Origin of the sequence: Micromonospora sp. ATCC 39149 (genome assembly GCF_000158815.1) — a bacterium.
GTDB lineage: Bacteria > Actinomycetota > Actinomycetes > Mycobacteriales > Micromonosporaceae > Micromonospora.
On the sequence record NZ_GG657738.1, the window covers coordinates 4448745 to 4463916 of the forward strand.

General features: G+C 73.6%; 13 protein-coding genes and 1 pseudogene. 12 read left to right on the plus strand and 2 right to left on the minus strand.

Annotated features, from left to right (window positions below; all coding sequences use genetic code 11):
• Position 1: 1 nt before the first annotated feature.
• A complete protein-coding gene (locus MCAG_RS19245; RefSeq protein ID WP_007074655.1) occupies positions 2-1063 on the minus strand; it encodes a hypothetical protein in 1062 nt (353 codons plus the stop codon).
• Positions 1064-1382: 319 nt separating this feature from the next.
• Between MCAG_RS19245 and MCAG_RS34995 the strand changes: the two genes are divergently transcribed.
• From MCAG_RS34995 to MCAG_RS19270, 5 genes are all read left to right on the plus strand, one after another.
• The gene (locus MCAG_RS34995; protein ID WP_007074656.1) at positions 1383-1859 is read left to right on the plus strand and encodes an LD-carboxypeptidase; all 477 of its coding nucleotides are present in this window, start codon (positions 1383-1385) and stop codon (positions 1857-1859) included.
• A gap of 233 nt (positions 1860-2092) precedes the next feature.
• On the plus strand, positions 2093-5773 hold the full coding sequence (gene mfd, locus MCAG_RS19255) for a transcription-repair coupling factor (RefSeq protein ID WP_036377533.1): 3681 nt from the start codon (positions 2093-2095) through the stop codon (positions 5771-5773).
• Positions 5774-5832: 59 nt separating this feature from the next.
• Positions 5833-6639 carry a hypothetical protein gene (locus tag MCAG_RS19260; protein WP_036374264.1) on the plus strand — a complete coding sequence of 269 codons (807 nt, stop codon included), beginning with the start codon at positions 5833-5835 and terminating at the stop codon, positions 6637-6639.
• Positions 6636-7607 carry a nucleoside triphosphate pyrophosphohydrolase gene (locus tag MCAG_RS19265; RefSeq protein WP_007074659.1) on the plus strand — a complete coding sequence of 324 codons (972 nt, stop codon included), beginning with the start codon at positions 6636-6638 and terminating at the stop codon, positions 7605-7607. The genes MCAG_RS19260 and MCAG_RS19265 overlap by 4 nt, the downstream gene beginning before the upstream one ends.
• Before the next feature lie 24 nt (positions 7608-7631).
• Complete coding sequence (locus tag MCAG_RS19270; RefSeq protein ID WP_007074660.1) at positions 7632-9251, plus strand: DUF885 domain-containing protein; 1620 nt, start codon at positions 7632-7634, stop codon at positions 9249-9251.
• A 127-nt stretch (positions 9252-9378) separates the two neighbouring features.
• On the opposite strand, the gene MCAG_RS19275 is transcribed toward MCAG_RS19270, so the two are convergent.
• The gene (locus MCAG_RS19275; RefSeq protein WP_036374267.1) at positions 9379-10071 is read right to left on the minus strand and encodes a hypothetical protein; all 693 of its coding nucleotides are present in this window, start codon (positions 10069-10071) and stop codon (positions 9379-9381) included.
• A gap of 214 nt (positions 10072-10285) precedes the next feature.
• On the opposite strand from MCAG_RS19275, the gene eno reads away from it, so the two are divergent.
• The 7 genes and pseudogenes from eno to MCAG_RS19310 all read left to right on the plus strand — a co-directional run.
• Positions 10286-11569, plus strand: coding sequence for a phosphopyruvate hydratase (gene eno / locus MCAG_RS19280; protein ID WP_007074662.1), 1284 nt, complete (start codon positions 10286-10288; stop codon positions 11567-11569).
• 34 nt (positions 11570-11603) lie between these two features.
• Positions 11604-12236 carry a septum formation initiator family protein gene (locus MCAG_RS19285; RefSeq protein WP_036377536.1) on the plus strand — a complete coding sequence of 211 codons (633 nt, stop codon included), beginning with the start codon at positions 11604-11606 and terminating at the stop codon, positions 12234-12236.
• A 66-nt stretch (positions 12237-12302) separates the two neighbouring features.
• Positions 12303-12860, plus strand: a complete 558-nt coding sequence (locus MCAG_RS19290) for a DUF501 domain-containing protein (protein WP_036377539.1) — start codon at positions 12303-12305, stop codon at positions 12858-12860.
• A gap of 10 nt (positions 12861-12870) precedes the next feature.
• Positions 12871-13377, plus strand: coding sequence for an amino-acid N-acetyltransferase (locus MCAG_RS19295; RefSeq protein WP_036377541.1), 507 nt, complete (start codon positions 12871-12873; stop codon positions 13375-13377).
• 156 nt (positions 13378-13533) lie between these two features.
• The gene (locus MCAG_RS19300) at positions 13534-14475 is read left to right on the plus strand and encodes a Ppx/GppA phosphatase family protein (protein ID WP_036374270.1); all 942 of its coding nucleotides are present in this window, start codon (positions 13534-13536) and stop codon (positions 14473-14475) included.
• Between the two features lie 133 nt (positions 14476-14608).
• A complete protein-coding gene (locus MCAG_RS19305; RefSeq protein WP_036374274.1) occupies positions 14609-14941 on the plus strand; it encodes a PadR family transcriptional regulator in 333 nt (110 codons plus the stop codon).
• Positions 14938-15172: pseudogene (locus MCAG_RS19310) on the plus strand (hypothetical protein); the annotation flags it as partial. The gene MCAG_RS19305 and the pseudogene MCAG_RS19310, both read left to right, overlap by 4 nt.

Consider the following 15172-nt stretch of genomic DNA (forward strand, 5'->3'; position numbering starts at 1 on the left):
GCTAACCGCCCGCCCCGGCGGGGCGCGCATCGTCGCAGGTGGGAGGGGTGCCGCCCGAGTGGCGCAGGGCGGCTCGCCGGCCGCGGACCAGGGTGGCCGTGAGCAATCCCACGACGCCGAGCGCCACCCACAGGGCGAGCCCGCCCAGCGGCCAGCCCATCGACCGGCGATCGAAGTAGACCGCCGACTTGATCAGGTCGGTGGTCAGCCCGGGCACGTTCCACCGGTGCATGCCGCGCATCCAGGCGGGCAGGAACTCGGGGGCGTAGATGCCGCCGGAGCCGGGGTTGCCGAGCACCACGAGCAGCAGGATGGCGAGCCCGGTGCCGAGCAGCCCGAGCCAGCCCTGCATGGCAGAGGCGATCATGGCGGCGGCGAAGGCGGCCAGGGCGCCGACCGCCGCGACCGCCGGCACGTCGTGGTGCCAGATGTTCAGCACCGGACCGACCACGAGCGCGCCCACCACGCCGAGCACGACCGCGTACGCCGCGAGGGCGGCGATGCGCAGCCCGGCGGCAGCGAGGCTGCGGGGCGCGGTGCCCATACGCAGGCCGAGCGCGGTGGCGGCGAGGTAGCCGCCGAGGATGTAGCCGACCGCGACGTAGAACGGGACGAGACCGCGCGGGTCGGTCCGCTCGACCGGTACCTCGTCGGTGACCGTCAACGGCAGGCCGGACCGCCGAGCGGCCTCGGCGAACACCTGGTCGACCACGTCGGCGGCGGCGGGCGCGGAGGCGCTGGCAGTGGCGAGTCGCAGTCCGCCCTCGGGCGTGGCGGTGAGTACCCCGTACACCTCGCGGGCGGTGAGCCCGTCGTCGGCGGCCGCCGCGTTGTCGTACTCGACGGGCTCGATCTTGTCGGTCTCGCCGCGCACGGCGGCCATGACCGCCTGGGCGCGCTGGTCGCCGAGGACCACCCCGACCGGCACGTCGCGTGGCGCCGGGTCGTGCAACGCGCCCACGTAGGCGGCGATGAACGCGGTGGCCAGCGCCAGGGTGCCGGCCAGCAGGGCGGCGGTGCGCGGCAGCCACTCGCGTACCGGGATGTCCGGCTCATCGTCCACACGGCCAGCCTAGGGGCAATATGCCCTTGTTGCGGATTTTCGTCGCTTCGGTCGGGGCGGAACGCGGTGGTAGCGTCCCGATCGTGGCGTCGCTGCGCTATCCGCCAAAACCCCGGCCCGGCGACCGGGTCGCGGTCGTGTCGCCCTCCGCCGGGCTGCCGGCGATCTTCCCCCATGTACGAGCTGGGCCTGCGCCGGCTGCGCGAGGAGTTCGGCCTGGTGCCGGTGGAGTGGCTGGTACGACCTCGCGCCGATCGCGGAGTGGGGCGACCAGCCGAACGACTGGCGCGACCCGGCCACCCTCGCCACCGAGCCGGTCATGTTCCCGGGCGGCGGCTGGCACTGGCAGGGGCCGGCGCGGGTGGTACGCGGGCGAACCTGGGGCGGCAACCTGGAGATCCTGCACTGGCTGCTGGCCACCGACCGGGTCGGCGGCGTCGCCGACCACACGGGCGAGGTGCTGATCGTCGAGACCTCGGAGGAGCTGCCGTCGGCCACCGAGGTGTACCGGATGCTGCGCAACCTGGGGGAGCGGGGGCTGCTGGCGGGCTTCCCGGCGGTGCTCGTCGGCCGGGCCAAGGCGTGGGACTTCGAGCGCCCGCACACCGTCGCGCAGCGCCGGACGTACGCCGACGAGCAGCGGGCGGCGGTGACCCGGGCGCTCGCCGAGTACCGGCCGGACGCCGTGGTGGTCTTCGACGTCGACCTCGGCCACACCGACCCGCAGGTGATCGTCCCGTACGGGGGTGAGGTCGTGGTCGACGCCGTCGAACGCCGGATCAGCGTGCGCTACTGACTCTCTCGCTCCCGCACGAGGGACCTTCAGCGCCCGGGGTGCCCTCGACCACCCGGGGAGGCCACGCTTTTCCAGATCGAGCACGATCGTGTCCCGGCGTTCCGGGTTGGGGCGGGAGGAGGGTGGGTGTCGGGCGGCGGGGATAGGCTGGGGTGCTGCCACCCCCCCGTCCCCGTCGGGCGCGGGGGATCCGTCGTGTGCCGTGACCGCGCCGCCACTGGGAAGTGATCAGATTGCTCACCGGACTCTTCGCCGCCGCCCTGGCCGACCCTGGGCTGGCCCGGGCGCGTGACCTGGCGCGCTCCGGTGCCGCGCAGGTCGACGGGCTGGACCTGACCGCCCCGGCGGCGCTGCGCCCATTCGCCGTGGCCGCCGTGGCCGCCGACCCGGCCGTCGGCACCGGGGGCGGCGAGACGCAGGCCGGCGGAGGCGCGGGCCGGCCGGTGCTCGCGGTCACCGCCACCAGCCGGGAGGCCGACGACCTGGCCTCGGCGCTGGGCAGCCTGCTCCCGCCCGAGCAGGTCGCCGTCTTCCCGTCCTGGGAGACGCTGCCGCACGAGCGGCTCTCGCCCCGTTCCGACACCGTCGGCCGCCGGCTGGCCGTGCTGCGCCGGCTCGCCCATCCCGACGCCGCCGACGCCCGTGGGCGCACCGGGCCGCTGCGGGTGGTCGTCGCGCCGGTGCGGTCGCTGCTCCAGCCGCAGCTGAAGGGCCTGGGCGACCTGGAGCCGGTGCGGCTGGCCGCCGGTGACGAGGCGGATCTGGAACAGGTCGCCCGCCGGCTCGCCGACATGGCGTACGCCCGGGTCGACCTGGTCACCAAGCGCGGCGAGTTCGCGGTGCGTGGCGGCATCCTCGACGTCTTCCCGCCCACCGACGAGCACCCGTCCCGGGTGGAGTTCTGGGGCGACGAGGTGGAGGAGATCCGCACCTTCGCCGTGGCCGACCAGCGCACCATCGAGGCCGCCCCGCTGCTGTGGGCCCCGCCGTGCCGGGAGCTGCTGCTCACCCCGGCCGTGCGGCGGCGGGCCGCCGCCCTGGCAACCGAGCACCCCGAGCTGGCCGAGATCCTGGACAAGCTGGCCGAGGGCATCCCCGTGGAGGGGATGGAGTCGCTGACCCCGGAGCTGCTCGGCAGCGAGAGCCTGGAGCTGCTGCTGGACTGCATGCCGGCCGGCACCCACGTGCTGCTCTGCGACCCGGAGCGCATCCGCACCCGGGCGCACGACCTGGTCCGCACCTCCGAGGAGTTCCTCCAGGCGAGCTGGGCTGCGGCGGCCGTCGGGGGCCAGGCCCCGGTCGACCTCGGGGCCGCTGCCTTCAAGACCCTGGCCGACGTACGCGCGCACGCCCGCGCCCTGCGCCGGCCCTGGTGGACCCTGGCCCCGTTCAGCCTCGTGCCGGCCGATGCGGCGGCCCCGGCCCCGCAGCCGTGGGAGGACGCGCCGACCGAGGTCGACGTCACGCCCGACGACGCCATCGCGGTGGCCCTGGCCGCCCAGCCGGCCCCGCTCTACCACGGCGATACCGCCCGGGTGGCCGAGGACCTCAAGCGCTGGGCCGGCGAGGGCTGGTCGATCGCGCTGGTCTTCGAGGGCCACGGCCCCGCCCAGCGGGCCGTCGAGGTGATCCGCGACGCCGGCCTCGGCGCCCGGTTCGTCGAGCGGGTGCCGGCCGCGCCCGCCCCGGGCGAGGTGCTGGTCACCTGCGGCAGCCTGACCAGCGGGTTCGTCGACGAGGCGTCCCGGTTCGTGCTGCTGACCGGCAACGACGTCACCGGTGGCCGGGGCACCTCGACCCGGGACATGCGCAAGATGCCGAGCCGGCGGCGCAACACCATCGACCCGCTGGAGCTCAAGGCCGGCGACCACGTGGTGCACGAGCAGCACGGCATCGGCCGGTACGTCGAGCTGGTGCAGCGCACGGTCAACGGGGCGTCCCGGGAGTACCTCGTCATCGAGTACGCGCCGAGCAAGCGCGGCCAGCCGGGCGACCGCCTGTTCGTCCCCACCGACCAGCTCGACCAGCTCTCCCGCTACGTCGGCGGGGAGCAGCCCACGCTGCACAGGATGGGCGGCGCGGACTGGCAGAAGTCCAAGGCCCGGGCCCGCAAGGCGGTCAAGGAGATCGCGGCGCAGCTCATCCAGCTCTACGCCGCCCGCAAGGCGTCGAAGGGCCACGCGTTCGCCCCGGACTCCCCGTGGCAGCGGGAGCTGGAGGACGCCTTCCCCTGGCAGGAGACGCCGGACCAGCTCGCCGCCATCGAGGAGGTCAAGCGGGACATGGAGCAGACCGTCCCGATGGACCGGCTGATCTGCGGCGACGTCGGGTACGGCAAGACCGAGATCGCGGTGCGGGCGGCGTTCAAGGCGGTGCAGGACGGCAAGCAGGTGGCCGTGCTGGTGCCGACCACCCTGCTGGTGCAGCAGCACCACAACACGTTCGCCGAGCGGATGAGCCAGTTCCCGGTGCAGATCCGGCAGCTCTCCCGCTTCCAGACCCCGAAGGAGTCCGAGCGGACGCTGGAGATGATCGCCGGCGGCACCGTGGACATCGTCATCGGCACCCACCGGCTGCTCCAGACGGCGACCCGGTTCAAGTCCCTCGGCCTGGTCATCGTCGACGAGGAGCAGCGTTTCGGCGTCGAGCACAAGGAGCACCTGAAGACGCTGCGCGCCTCGGTCGACGTGCTGAGCATGTCGGCCACCCCGATCCCGCGCACGCTGGAGATGGCGATCACCGGCATCCGGGAGATGTCGACGATCGCCACCCCGCCGGAGGAGCGGCACCCGGTGCTCACCTTCGTCGGGGCGCACGACGAGCGGCAGGTCGCGGCGTCGATCCACCGCGAGCTGCTCCGCGACGGACAGGTGTTCTATCTGCACAACCGGGTCGAGACGATTGAGAAGACGGCGCGGAAGATCCGGGAGCTGGTGCCGGAGGCCCGGGTGGCGGTGGCGCACGGCCAGATGGGCGAGGAGGCCCTGGAGAAGGTGATGGTCGGCTTCTGGGAGAAGGAGTTCGACGTCCTGGTCTGCACCACGATCGTGGAGTCGGGCATCGACATCCCGAACGCCAACACGCTGATCGTGGAGCGGGCCGACCTGCTCGGCCTGGCCCAGCTCCACCAGATCCGGGGCCGGGTGGGCCGGGGGCGCGAGCGGGCGTACGCGTACTTCCTCTACCCGCCGGATAAACCGCTCACCGAGCACGCCCACGAGCGGCTGGCCACCATCGCCCAGCACACCGAGCTGGGCGCGGGCATGTACGTGGCGATGAAGGACCTGGAGATCCGGGGCGCCGGCAACCTGCTCGGCGGCGAACAGTCCGGCCACATCGAGGGCGTCGGTTTCGACCTGTACGTCCGGATGGTCGGTGAGGCGGTGCAGGCGTTCAAGGGCGAGCGCCCCGAGGAGGAGACCGATGTCAAGATCGACCTTCCGGTGGACGCGCACCTGCCGCACGACTACGTCGGCGTGGAGCGGCTGCGCCTGGAGATGTACCGCAAGCTCGCCGAGGCCCGCGACGCCGACCGGCTGCGTGAGGTGGTCGCCGAGATGACCGACCGGTACGGCGAGCCGCCCGCGCCGGTGCAGAACCTGGTGGCGGTGGCCCGGTTCCGGCTGTTGGCCCGCCGGTACGGGCTCACCGACGTGAGCATGCAGGGCAAGCACCTGCGGTTCGGTCCGCTGCCGCTGCCCGACTCCAAGCAGTTGCGGCTCAAGCGCTACCACCCCGACTCGGTCTACAAGTCCGCGCTCGACCAGGTCAGCGTGCCCCGGCCGAGCACTCGCCGGGTGGGCGGCGAGCCGCTGCGCGACCAGGCGCTGCTGGAGTGGTGCGCCCAGCTCCTGAAAGACGTGCTGGGCGATCCGGCCCCCGCGGCCCAGCCGGCCGGGGCGGGGGCTCGGTGAGCGGCATGGCGTGGCGGGCGGCGTCACGGCCGGTAGGGGCGCATGAGAGAGTGACGGTCATGCGTGCTCGCCGTCTCATCGCCGCCGCCAGCGTCGCGGCCCTCGGTGTCCTCTCCCTCGGTGCGTGCGGGAAGGCCACGCCGGCCGTCGCCGCGTACGTCGGCGACACGAGATACTCCGTCGACCGGGTGAACGAGATCTACGACGACGCCCAGGCCAAGTACGCCGACGCCATCCGGTCGCAGGCCGGGCAGAGCGGTGCCACCCCGTCGCCGGAGCAGTTGCGCTCCACGGTGACCCGGCAGGACGTGCTGAACCTGCTGGTCAGCATCGAGCTGGGCAAGCGGGTGGTGGCGGAGCAGGGCATCACGGTGGCCGACGAGGTCAAGCCGGAGCAGCTTGAGCAGCAGCTCCAGATGCCGGCCGCCACCGAGTACGTCCGACTCTGGGGCGAGTGGGTGGACATCTCCGGCGCGCTCGGCGCGAAGCTGCCCACGGCCGAGGTGAGCGACGAGTCGGTCATGGCCGTCTACGACGCCATCGCGAAGGCCGGGGCGATCCAGTCCGGGCTGACCGTGGCGCAGGTCCGGCAGGCGTTCGGGGAGAGCGGCGGCCCGGGCAGCCAGGGCGGCTTCGTGCGCGCCGCCACCGCGCTCAGCGCGGCCCTGCAGCAGGAGGCGGAGAAGGCCGGCACGTCGATCAACCCCCGGTTCCGCCCGATCGGCGTCCCGTCGGTGGTCAGCACCGGCCAGTCGCTGGTCTTCTACTCGCTGCCGTACATCGACCAGAACGGCCCGGTCACCGACATCTCCACCCCGCAGGCCCCGGCGGCGGAGTCGAGCGCACCGGCCGCGCCCGGGGCATGACCGCCCGGATCGTCCTGCTGGTCGCCTCGCCCCGGCTCCCGGCGGGGCTGCTGACGGCGGCGGCCTGGGACGTCGTACGCGGCAACCCGGTGCTGGCCGGCGCGGAGAGCGAGCTGACGGCGGCCGTGCGGGCGGCGGGCGCCGAGGTGACCGTGCTGGACGGCCCGGCGACGCCAGCGCTGCTGGACGCGGCGGCGGCGCACGGCACGGCGGTCTGGCTGGCCGGGCCGGCCGGCGACGAGGCGCTGGCCCGGGAGCTGGGCCTGCGGCTGGCCCGCGAGCCGGGCCTGGCCGAGTTGGAGCTGATGTACGGCTCGTGGGACCCGCCCGGCGCCCGGCTGCTCGACGCGGTCGAGGTGATGGACCGGCTGGCCTCGCCGGGCGGCGATCCGTGGAAGCGGGCGCAGACGCACCGCAGCCTCGCCGGTTACCTGATCGAGGAGTGCTACGAGGCGTACGACGCGATCGGCGCGGACGACACGGACGCGCTCCGCGAGGAGCTGGGCGACGTGCTGCTCCAGGTGCTGCTGCACGCCCGGATGGCCGAGGAGTTGCCCGACGGCGAGCGGTGGGACGTCGACGACGTGGCCGGCGGCCTGGTGGACAAGATGGTCCGGCGCAACCCGCACGTCTTCGCCGACGACCGGGCCACCACCCTGGACGAGATCACCGCCAACTGGGAGCGGATCAAGCGGGCGGAGAAGGCCCGGGACTCCGTGCTCGACGGCATCGCGCCGAGCCTGCCCGCCCTCGCCCTGGCCGCCAAGATCCTGGACCGCGCCGGCCGCGCCGGCCTGGCGGTCCCGCTGCCCGTGGCCGACCCAAGGGCTGACCCGGCGGGGCGGCTCGGCGCCGAGCTGCTGGCCCGGGTGGCGGCGGCCCGGGAGGCCGACCTGGACCCGGAGGCGGCGCTGCGCCGCGCCGCCCTGGCGTACGCCGACGCCGTCCGCGCCGCCGAGCGAACCTGACCGGCCTCCCGCTACGGTCGTCGCATGTCCTCCTTCGTATCCCGCGCCGAACGGATCGTCGACGCACTGTTGGAGAGCCGCCCCGGCCTCGCCGCGTCCGCCGGTGACCACCGGAGCGACGACCGGCTGCCCGACCTGTCGGCCGGTGCCGTCGCCGCCGACCGGGAGATGCTGCGCGACGCGGCCGACGCGCTCGCCGAGCTGGACCCGGACTCCCTCGACATCGACGAGAGCGTCGACCACGCCCTGCTCACCGCCCTGGTCGATCGGGAGCTGTTTGAGTCCGACGAGATCCGGGCGTACGAGTGGGACCCGCTGCGGCACAACCCGGGTCCGCTGCTGCACGCCCTGCTCGCCCGCCCGTACGCCCCGGCCGACGTGCGGCTGACCAGCCTGGCCGGTCGGCTCGCCGCCGTACCCGATGCCCTGGCGACCGCGCGCGCGACGCTGCGGGACATGCCCCGGGTGCACGCCGAGACGGCGGTCGGGCAGTTCACCGGCACGGCGGCGCTGGTCCGCGACGAGGTGCCCCGGCTGCTCGCCGAGGCCCCCGCGCTGTACGACCGGGTGGAGCCCGCCGCCACGGCCGCGATCGCGGCGCTGGAGGAGTTCGTGGCCTGGCTGCGCGCCGGGCTGGTCGCCGACGCCGAAGGCGGGCGGGACCCCCGGCTGGGCCGGCGGCGCTGGGAGGCCCGGCTGTGGCACACCCTCGACACCGAGCTGGGCGCCGCCGAGGTGCAGCGCCGCGCCTGGGCCAACCTGGACCGGGTCACCGCCGAGATCCGTGCGGCGGCCGTCGAGCTGGTCGGCGGCCCGGCCGACGACGAGACGGTACGCCGGGCGCTGGACCTGCTGGCCGCCGAGCACCCCGACGACCACACCATCGTCGACCTGGCCTCGGTCACCCTCGACGAGGCGACCGACTTCGTCCGCGCGCACGACCTCGTGACGCTTGTCGACGACCCGTGCGTGATCCAGGAGATGCCGGAGTTCGCCCGGGGCGTGGCGGTGGCGTACTGCGACTCGCCCGGCCCGCTGGAGATCGCGCCCCTGCCGACGTTCTACTGCATCGCCCCGGCCCCGGCCGACTGGCCGGCGGCCCGGGTCGAGTCGTTCTACCGCGAGTACAACGACCACATGATCCGCAATCTGACGGTGCACGAGGCGATGCCGGGACACTTTCTCCAGCTCGCCCACGCCCGCCGGTACGCCGGTCCCACCCGGGTCCGGGCGCTGGCCGAGTCCGGTTCGTTCATCGAGGGCTGGGCGGTGTACACCGAGGAGCTGATGGCCGGCCTCGGCTTCGGTGGGCTGCCGGTACGGTTGCAGCAGCTCAAGATGCAGCTCCGGATGACCATCAACGCGCTGCTCGACCAGCTCGTGCACTGTGCCGGGCTGACCGAGGCCGAGGCCATGGAGCTGATGACGGGTCGGGGCTTCCAGGAGGAGGGCGAGGCGGCCGGCAAGTGGCGGCGGGCGCTGCTCACCTCCACCCAGCTCTCCACGTACTTCGTCGGGTACAGCGAGGTCGCCGAGATCGCCGCGCTGCGCCCGTCCGGGGTGTCGGTGCGCGAGTGGCACGACGCGATGCTCGCCCACAACTGCCCGCCCCCACGCCACCTGCGCACCCTGCTCGGGGTGTGAGGAAGGGCCCCCTGTTAACGCATTCTGTTGTACAGGGGGCCCTTCCTCACACGCCGCCGTGCGTCGTACGCGCGAGCCGTGCCGCCGCACACCCGTCAGCCCGGCGGCCGGCGGAACCCGGGGGCGGTCACGAGCTGGCGGAGCGGCGGTCCACCACGCCCGCGCCGGCCGGCAGCTCGAAGCTCGCCCCGTCCACGGTGTCGGTGTAGCGGTTCAACGCCAGCTCCATCGTGTTGCCGTCCAACTCGCCGGCGAAGCTGCCGAGCACGCCCTCGTTGGTCACGCAGGCGGTGAAGTCGCCGGCCGCGCGCTTGACGTCCACGCAGGCGGCGTGATGCCCGGCGAGGGTGGTGTCGGTCTGCTCGATCACGGCCTGCGGGTCGAGTACGGCCTCGGTGAGCAGCCCGACAACCACCGGCGGGGTGATGAGGCCGCGTCGCTTCGCCTCGGTGAACAGCTCGACGGAGGGCCGCGCGTTCGGCGGGGGCGGGGCGAGCAACGTGCAGACGGCCTTAGCCGTGCCGGTCTCGCACCGGGTGGTGGCGTCGACGGTCACGGTCAGCTTCCCGCCCGGCCACGTGTACGCCGACCGGGCCGGGTCCTGGGCCTGGGCGATGGTGGCGGTCCGGCCGCCGGGGAGCTGGTACTCGGCGGAGTAGGTCAGTTCGAGCGCCCGGTCCAGTCGGGCGGCGAAGTCGTTGACCAGGTCCGACCGGCCGATTGCCTGGCCGGCGTCGTCGAGGGCCTGACAGCCGGTGACCGAGAGTGACGCGATGACCGACAGAGCGAGCGCGCGGAACGTGGTCGAGACGGCGGGCATGGCGACCAGCCTTGTCGATCGGACCCACCTCGCGCAAACCCGTTGCCGGTTGAGGGTCGATAATCCGGGAATGTCCGACCCGCATCCTCCTGCCGGATGCGCCGGGCGACGCAGTGCGCCGAGCCGTCGCCCGATACGCTGCGTTCAACACCTGCCTCAGCCGCACCGTCGCGGCCCATATCGGACCGGAATCACACAAACGAGGAGCGACTCAGTGGCAACCATCGAGGGAATCGTCGCCCGGGAGATTCTCGACTCGCGGGGCAACCCCACGGTCGAGGTCGAGGTCGGGCTGGACGACGGCACGATCGCCCGCGCCGCGGTGCCGTCCGGCGCCTCCACCGGCGCCTTCGAGGCGATCGAGCTGCGCGACGGTGACGCCGACCGCTACCAGGGCAAGGGTGTCGAGAAGGCGGTCTCGAACATCGAGGACAAGATCGTCGACCAGCTCATTGGGTACGAGGCCAGCGAGCAGCGGCTGATCGACCAGAAGATGCTGGACATCGACGGCACCGACAACAAGGGCGAGCTGGGCGCGAACGCCATCCTCGGCGTGTCCCTGGCGGTGGCCAAGGCGGCGGCCGGCAGCGCCGAGCTGAGCCTGTTCCGCTACCTGGGCGGCCCGAACGCGCACCTGCTGCCGGTGCCGATGATGAACATCCTCAACGGTGGGGCACACGCTGACTCCAACGTCGATGTCCAGGAGTTCATGATCGCGCCGATCGGCGCGCCCAGTTTCCGCGACGCGCTGCGCTCCGGCGCGGAGGTCTACCACGCGCTGAAGTCCGTGCTGAAGAAGAAGGGCCTCTCCACCGGCCTCGGCGACGAGGGCGGCTTCGCCCCCAACCTGCCCACCAACGCCGCCGCGCTGGACCTGATCGCCGAGGCGGTCGAGAAGGCCGGCTACCGGCTGGGCACCGACATCGTCTTCGCCCTCGACGTGGCCGCCACGGAGTTCTTCGACAACGGCACGTACACCTTCGAGGGCGCGGCGAAGTCCGCCGAGGAGATGAGCAACTACTACACCAAGCTCGCGGGCGACTACCCGATCGTCTCCATCGAGGACCCGCTGGCCGAGGACGACTGGAGCGGCTGGGCCACCCTGACCGCGGCGCTCGGCGACCGGGTCCAGATCGTCGGCGACGACCTGTTCGTCACCAACCCGCAGCGCATCGCCCGGGGCATCGCCGAGAAGGCCGCCAACGCCGTACTGGTGAAGGTGAACCAGATCGGCTCGCTGACCGAGACCCTCGACGCGGTCGAGCTGGCCCACCGGGCCGGGTTCAAGTGCATGATGAGTCACCGTTCCGGTGAGACGGAGGACACCACCATCGCCGACCTGGCGGTGGCGACGGGCTGCGGCCAGATCAAGACCGGCGCCCCGGCCCGCTCGGACCGGGTGGCCAAGTACAACCAGCTCCTGCGCATCGAGGAGGAGCTGGCCGACGCGGCGCGGTACGCCGGGGTGGGCGCGTTCCCGCGTTACCGTTCGGCCTGAGACACCCAGCAGGCCTCGGGGGAGGGGTGTGACGATGCAGCAGCGCCGCACACCGGGTGGTCAGCGTCCCGTCCGCCGGCCGGGTCAGTCCGGCCGGCCGGGCGGGGCCCGCGCCCGGGCGTCGGTCCGCGACGGCGTCCGCGCGGAGGCGCGCGCCGCCGGCCGGTCGCCCGGCTCGGCGCGGGCCGCCGAGTCGGTACGCTCCGCGAACCGTCCCGCCGCCGCCCGGCGCGCCGCCGCCGGAGGCACGGTCAAGCGGCTCTCCGCACCCCACCCCCGACGCTTCACCGGCCGGGCCACCGTGCTGTTCGCGGTGTTGATCGCGCTCGCCCTCGCCTACACCTATCCGGTCCGGGTCTACCTGGACCAGCAGGCGGACATCCAGCGGATGGAGGCGGCCCAGGCCGCCCAGCGGCAGCTCATCGCCGAACGCGCCGCCGAGGCGGCCAAGTGGCGCGACGACGAGTACATCCGCATCCAGGCCCGGGAGCGGTTCTACATGGTCTACCCGGGCGAGGTCCCGGTGATCGTGCTCAACGACCCGGCCGGGGCGACCCGGGACGCGGGCGGTGGGCGGCCCCCCGCCCGGCCGGAAACCCCCGATCCCTGGTACGACACCCTGTGGTCCAGCGTGCGGGCCGCGAACGCCGACCGCCCCGGCCAGTGAACGCGCCGCCCTGAGCGCGCCACCCTCAGCACGTTGACTCCAGCGCACCGACGAAAGATGGGCACCGTGACTGTCGTACCCCCGCCGGAGCCGGCGGCGGACTCCGTACCCCCGCCGAAGCGGGAACCGGCCACCGAGGCCGACCTGGCCGCGGTGGCCGCCCAGCTCGGGCGCACCCCGCGTGGCACCCGGGCGGTGGCCCACCGCTGCCCCTGCGGCCTGCCCGACGTGGTGGAGACGACCCCGCGCCTGGCCGACGGGACGCCCTTCCCGACGCTGTTCTACCTGACCTGTCCCCGCGCGACGGCCGCGTGCAGCCGGCTGGAGTCGGCCGGGCTGATGAGGGAGATGGCCGAGCGGCTGGCGGAGGACCCGGAGCTGGCCGCCCGGTACCGGGCGGCGCACGAGGACTACCTGGCCCGCCGGGAGGCGATCGGCCACGTGCCGGAGGTCGCGGGCGTCTCCGCCGGCGGCATGCCCGGCCGGGTGAAGTGCCTGCACGTGCATCTTGGCCACGCCCTCGGCGCCGGCCCGGGGGTCAACCCGTTCGGCGACGAGACCCTCGCGTTGGTGGAGAAGTGGTGGGCGGCCGGGCCGTGCGTGGACGTTCCGGCGGCGCAGTGAGATGAGTGAGATGACCGCCGACACGATCCTGGTGCGTCGCGCCCGCACCTCCGACGTGCGCGGCATCCGGCGGCTCGTGGACACCTACACCGACGACCGGCGGCTGCTCAGCAAGGCCACCGTCACCCTGTACGAGGACGTGCAGGAGTTCCGGGTCGCGGCCGACGCCGACGCCGTCGTCGGCTGCGGCGCGCTGCACGTGATGTGGGAGGACCTGGCCGAGATCCGTACGGTGGCCGTCGACCCGGCATACCGGGGGCGGCGGATCGGGCACCGCATCGTCGGCGAGCTGATCGACGCGGCCCGGGAGATCGGGGTGGCCCGGATCTTCGTGTTGACCTTCGAGACGCGGTTCTTCGGCTCGTTCGGCTTCCGCGAGATCGACGGCGCGCCGGTGCCGCAGCCGGTGTACGAGCAGCTCCTGCGCTCGTACGACGAGGGCGTCGCCGAGTTTTTGGACCTGGAGCGGGTCAAGCCCAACACCCTCGGCAACACCCGGATGCTGCTGCGCCTGTGACGGCGTCCTGGTCACCCCAGGGGCTGTTTTGGGGAGCCCCGCCGCGAAAGCCCTTGGAGACGGCCCGGCGGGCGCGGCGACGGTGGAGACGGTCGTCGCCCCGTCGCGGGTGGCCCGGTGGGCGGCTGCCGTAGGGTTGCTGCCGTGACGACGCGCGTGGCCGCCATCGACTGCGGGACCAACTCGATCCGACTGCTGATCGCCGACCTGCCCGACCCGGCCGCCGGGCCGGGCGCGCCGCTGGTCGACCTGAGCCGCCGGATGGAGATCGTCCGCCTCGGCCAGGGCGTCGACAAGACGGGCCGGCTCGCCCCCGAGGCGATCGAGCGGACCCGGGTGGCCCTGGCCGCCTACGCCGCCGAGATCGAGAAGTTGGGCGCGGACCGGGTGCGGATGTGCGCCACCTCCGCGTCCCGGGACGCCTCCAACGCCGGGGACTTCCAAACAATGGTGGAGCGGACCCTCGGCGTCGCACCCGAGGTGGTCACCGGCGACGAGGAGGCCCGGCTCTCCTTCACCGGCGCGGTGCGCGGCCTGCCCGCCGACGCGCGGGAGCCGTACCTGGTCATCGACATCGGCGGCGGGTCGACCGAGTTCGTGGTCGGGACCCGGTCCGACGGCGTCGAGGCCGCGATCTCGATGGACATCGGCTGCGTCCGGATGACCGAGCGGCACCTGCTCGGCGACCCGCCCGGCCTGGACGAGATCGCCGCCGCGCAGGCCGACATCACCGAAGCGGTGGACCGCGCGCTGGAGGCCGTGCCGGGCCGCAAGGCAGCCACCCTGGTCGGGCTCGCCGGGTCGGTCACCACCGTCGTGGCCATCGCCGAGGGCCTCACGGAGTACGAGCCGGGGCGCATCCACCACGCCCGGGTGTCGTACGACGCGGTGGCGGAGGTGACCGCCGACCTGCTGGCGAAGACCCGCGAACAGCGGCTGGCGATCCCGGTGATGCACCCGGGCCGGGCCGACGTGATCGGCGCGGGGGCCCTGGTGCTCCGGACGATCATGGAGCGGGCCGGCATGTCGGCGGTGGTCGCCTCCGAGCACGACATCCTCGACGGCATCGCCTGGAGCCTGCTGCCGTCGCCGAACTGACGCGTTCGTGTTGCTGTCGCCGAGCTAGGCGTTCGTGCTGGCGGGTCCCTGGCCTGGACGGCCGAAGCGCAGGCAAGGGCGCGGCCGGGGTGTCGTTTGACGGTACTTCGCACTGCGCAGTAGTGTGCGATGCGTGGATACCACGCAGCTCTTGAAAGGCGTGCTGGATCTCGCGGTCCTCGCCGTGCTCCGGGAGGAGGACGGCTACGGGTACGACATCCTGCGCCGCCTCCGCGAGGCCGGCCTGGACGAGGTCGGCGACGCCTCCGTCTACGGCACCCTGCGGCGACTCTTCGCCGCCGGCCTGCTGACCACCTACGTCGTGCCGAGCGAGTCCGGCCCGCACCGGAAGTACTACTCGCTCAACGCCGCCGGCCGGGACCAGTTGACCCGCTCCGGCAAGCTCTGGCGCTCGTTCGCCACCACCATGGACACTCTGCTCGACGATCGGGGGATGGCGGCGTGACTGTCATGGAGCAGGAGATCGCGGACTACGTGACCCGGGTCCGGGCCGCCCTGGCGGACCTGCCGCCCCAGGTCCGCGACGAGTTGACCGAGGACCTGCCGGAGCACCTGGCCGAGGTGGCCGCCGAGGGGGACGGGTCGCTGGCCGACCGGCTGGGCACGCCAGAGGCGTACGCGGCGGAGTTGCGGGCGGCGGCCGGCGCGGGGGGTCCGGCCGCCGCCCGCAACCTGG

What these genes read in the sequence shown, in the direction of transcription:
- MCAG_RS19295 (WP_036377541.1), top strand. Translation starts at nt 12,871, where the DNA reads ATGACCGCCGACACGATCCTGGTGCGTCGCGCCCGCACCTCCGACGTG.
- MCAG_RS19275 (WP_036374267.1), bottom strand. Translation starts at nt 10,071, where the DNA reads ATGCCCGCCGTCTCGACCACGTTCCGCGCGCTCGCTCTGTCGGTCATC.
- MCAG_RS34995 (WP_007074656.1), top strand. Translation starts at nt 1,383, where the DNA reads ATGTTCCCGGGCGGCGGCTGGCACTGGCAGGGGCCGGCGCGGGTGGTA.
- MCAG_RS19285 (WP_036377536.1), top strand. Translation starts at nt 11,604, where the DNA reads ATGCAGCAGCGCCGCACACCGGGTGGTCAGCGTCCCGTCCGCCGGCCG.
- MCAG_RS19265 (WP_007074659.1), top strand. Translation starts at nt 6,636, where the DNA reads ATGACCGCCCGGATCGTCCTGCTGGTCGCCTCGCCCCGGCTCCCGGCG.
- MCAG_RS19270 (WP_007074660.1), top strand. Translation starts at nt 7,632, where the DNA reads ATGTCCTCCTTCGTATCCCGCGCCGAACGGATCGTCGACGCACTGTTG.
- MCAG_RS19260 (WP_036374264.1), top strand. Translation starts at nt 5,833, where the DNA reads ATGCGTGCTCGCCGTCTCATCGCCGCCGCCAGCGTCGCGGCCCTCGGT.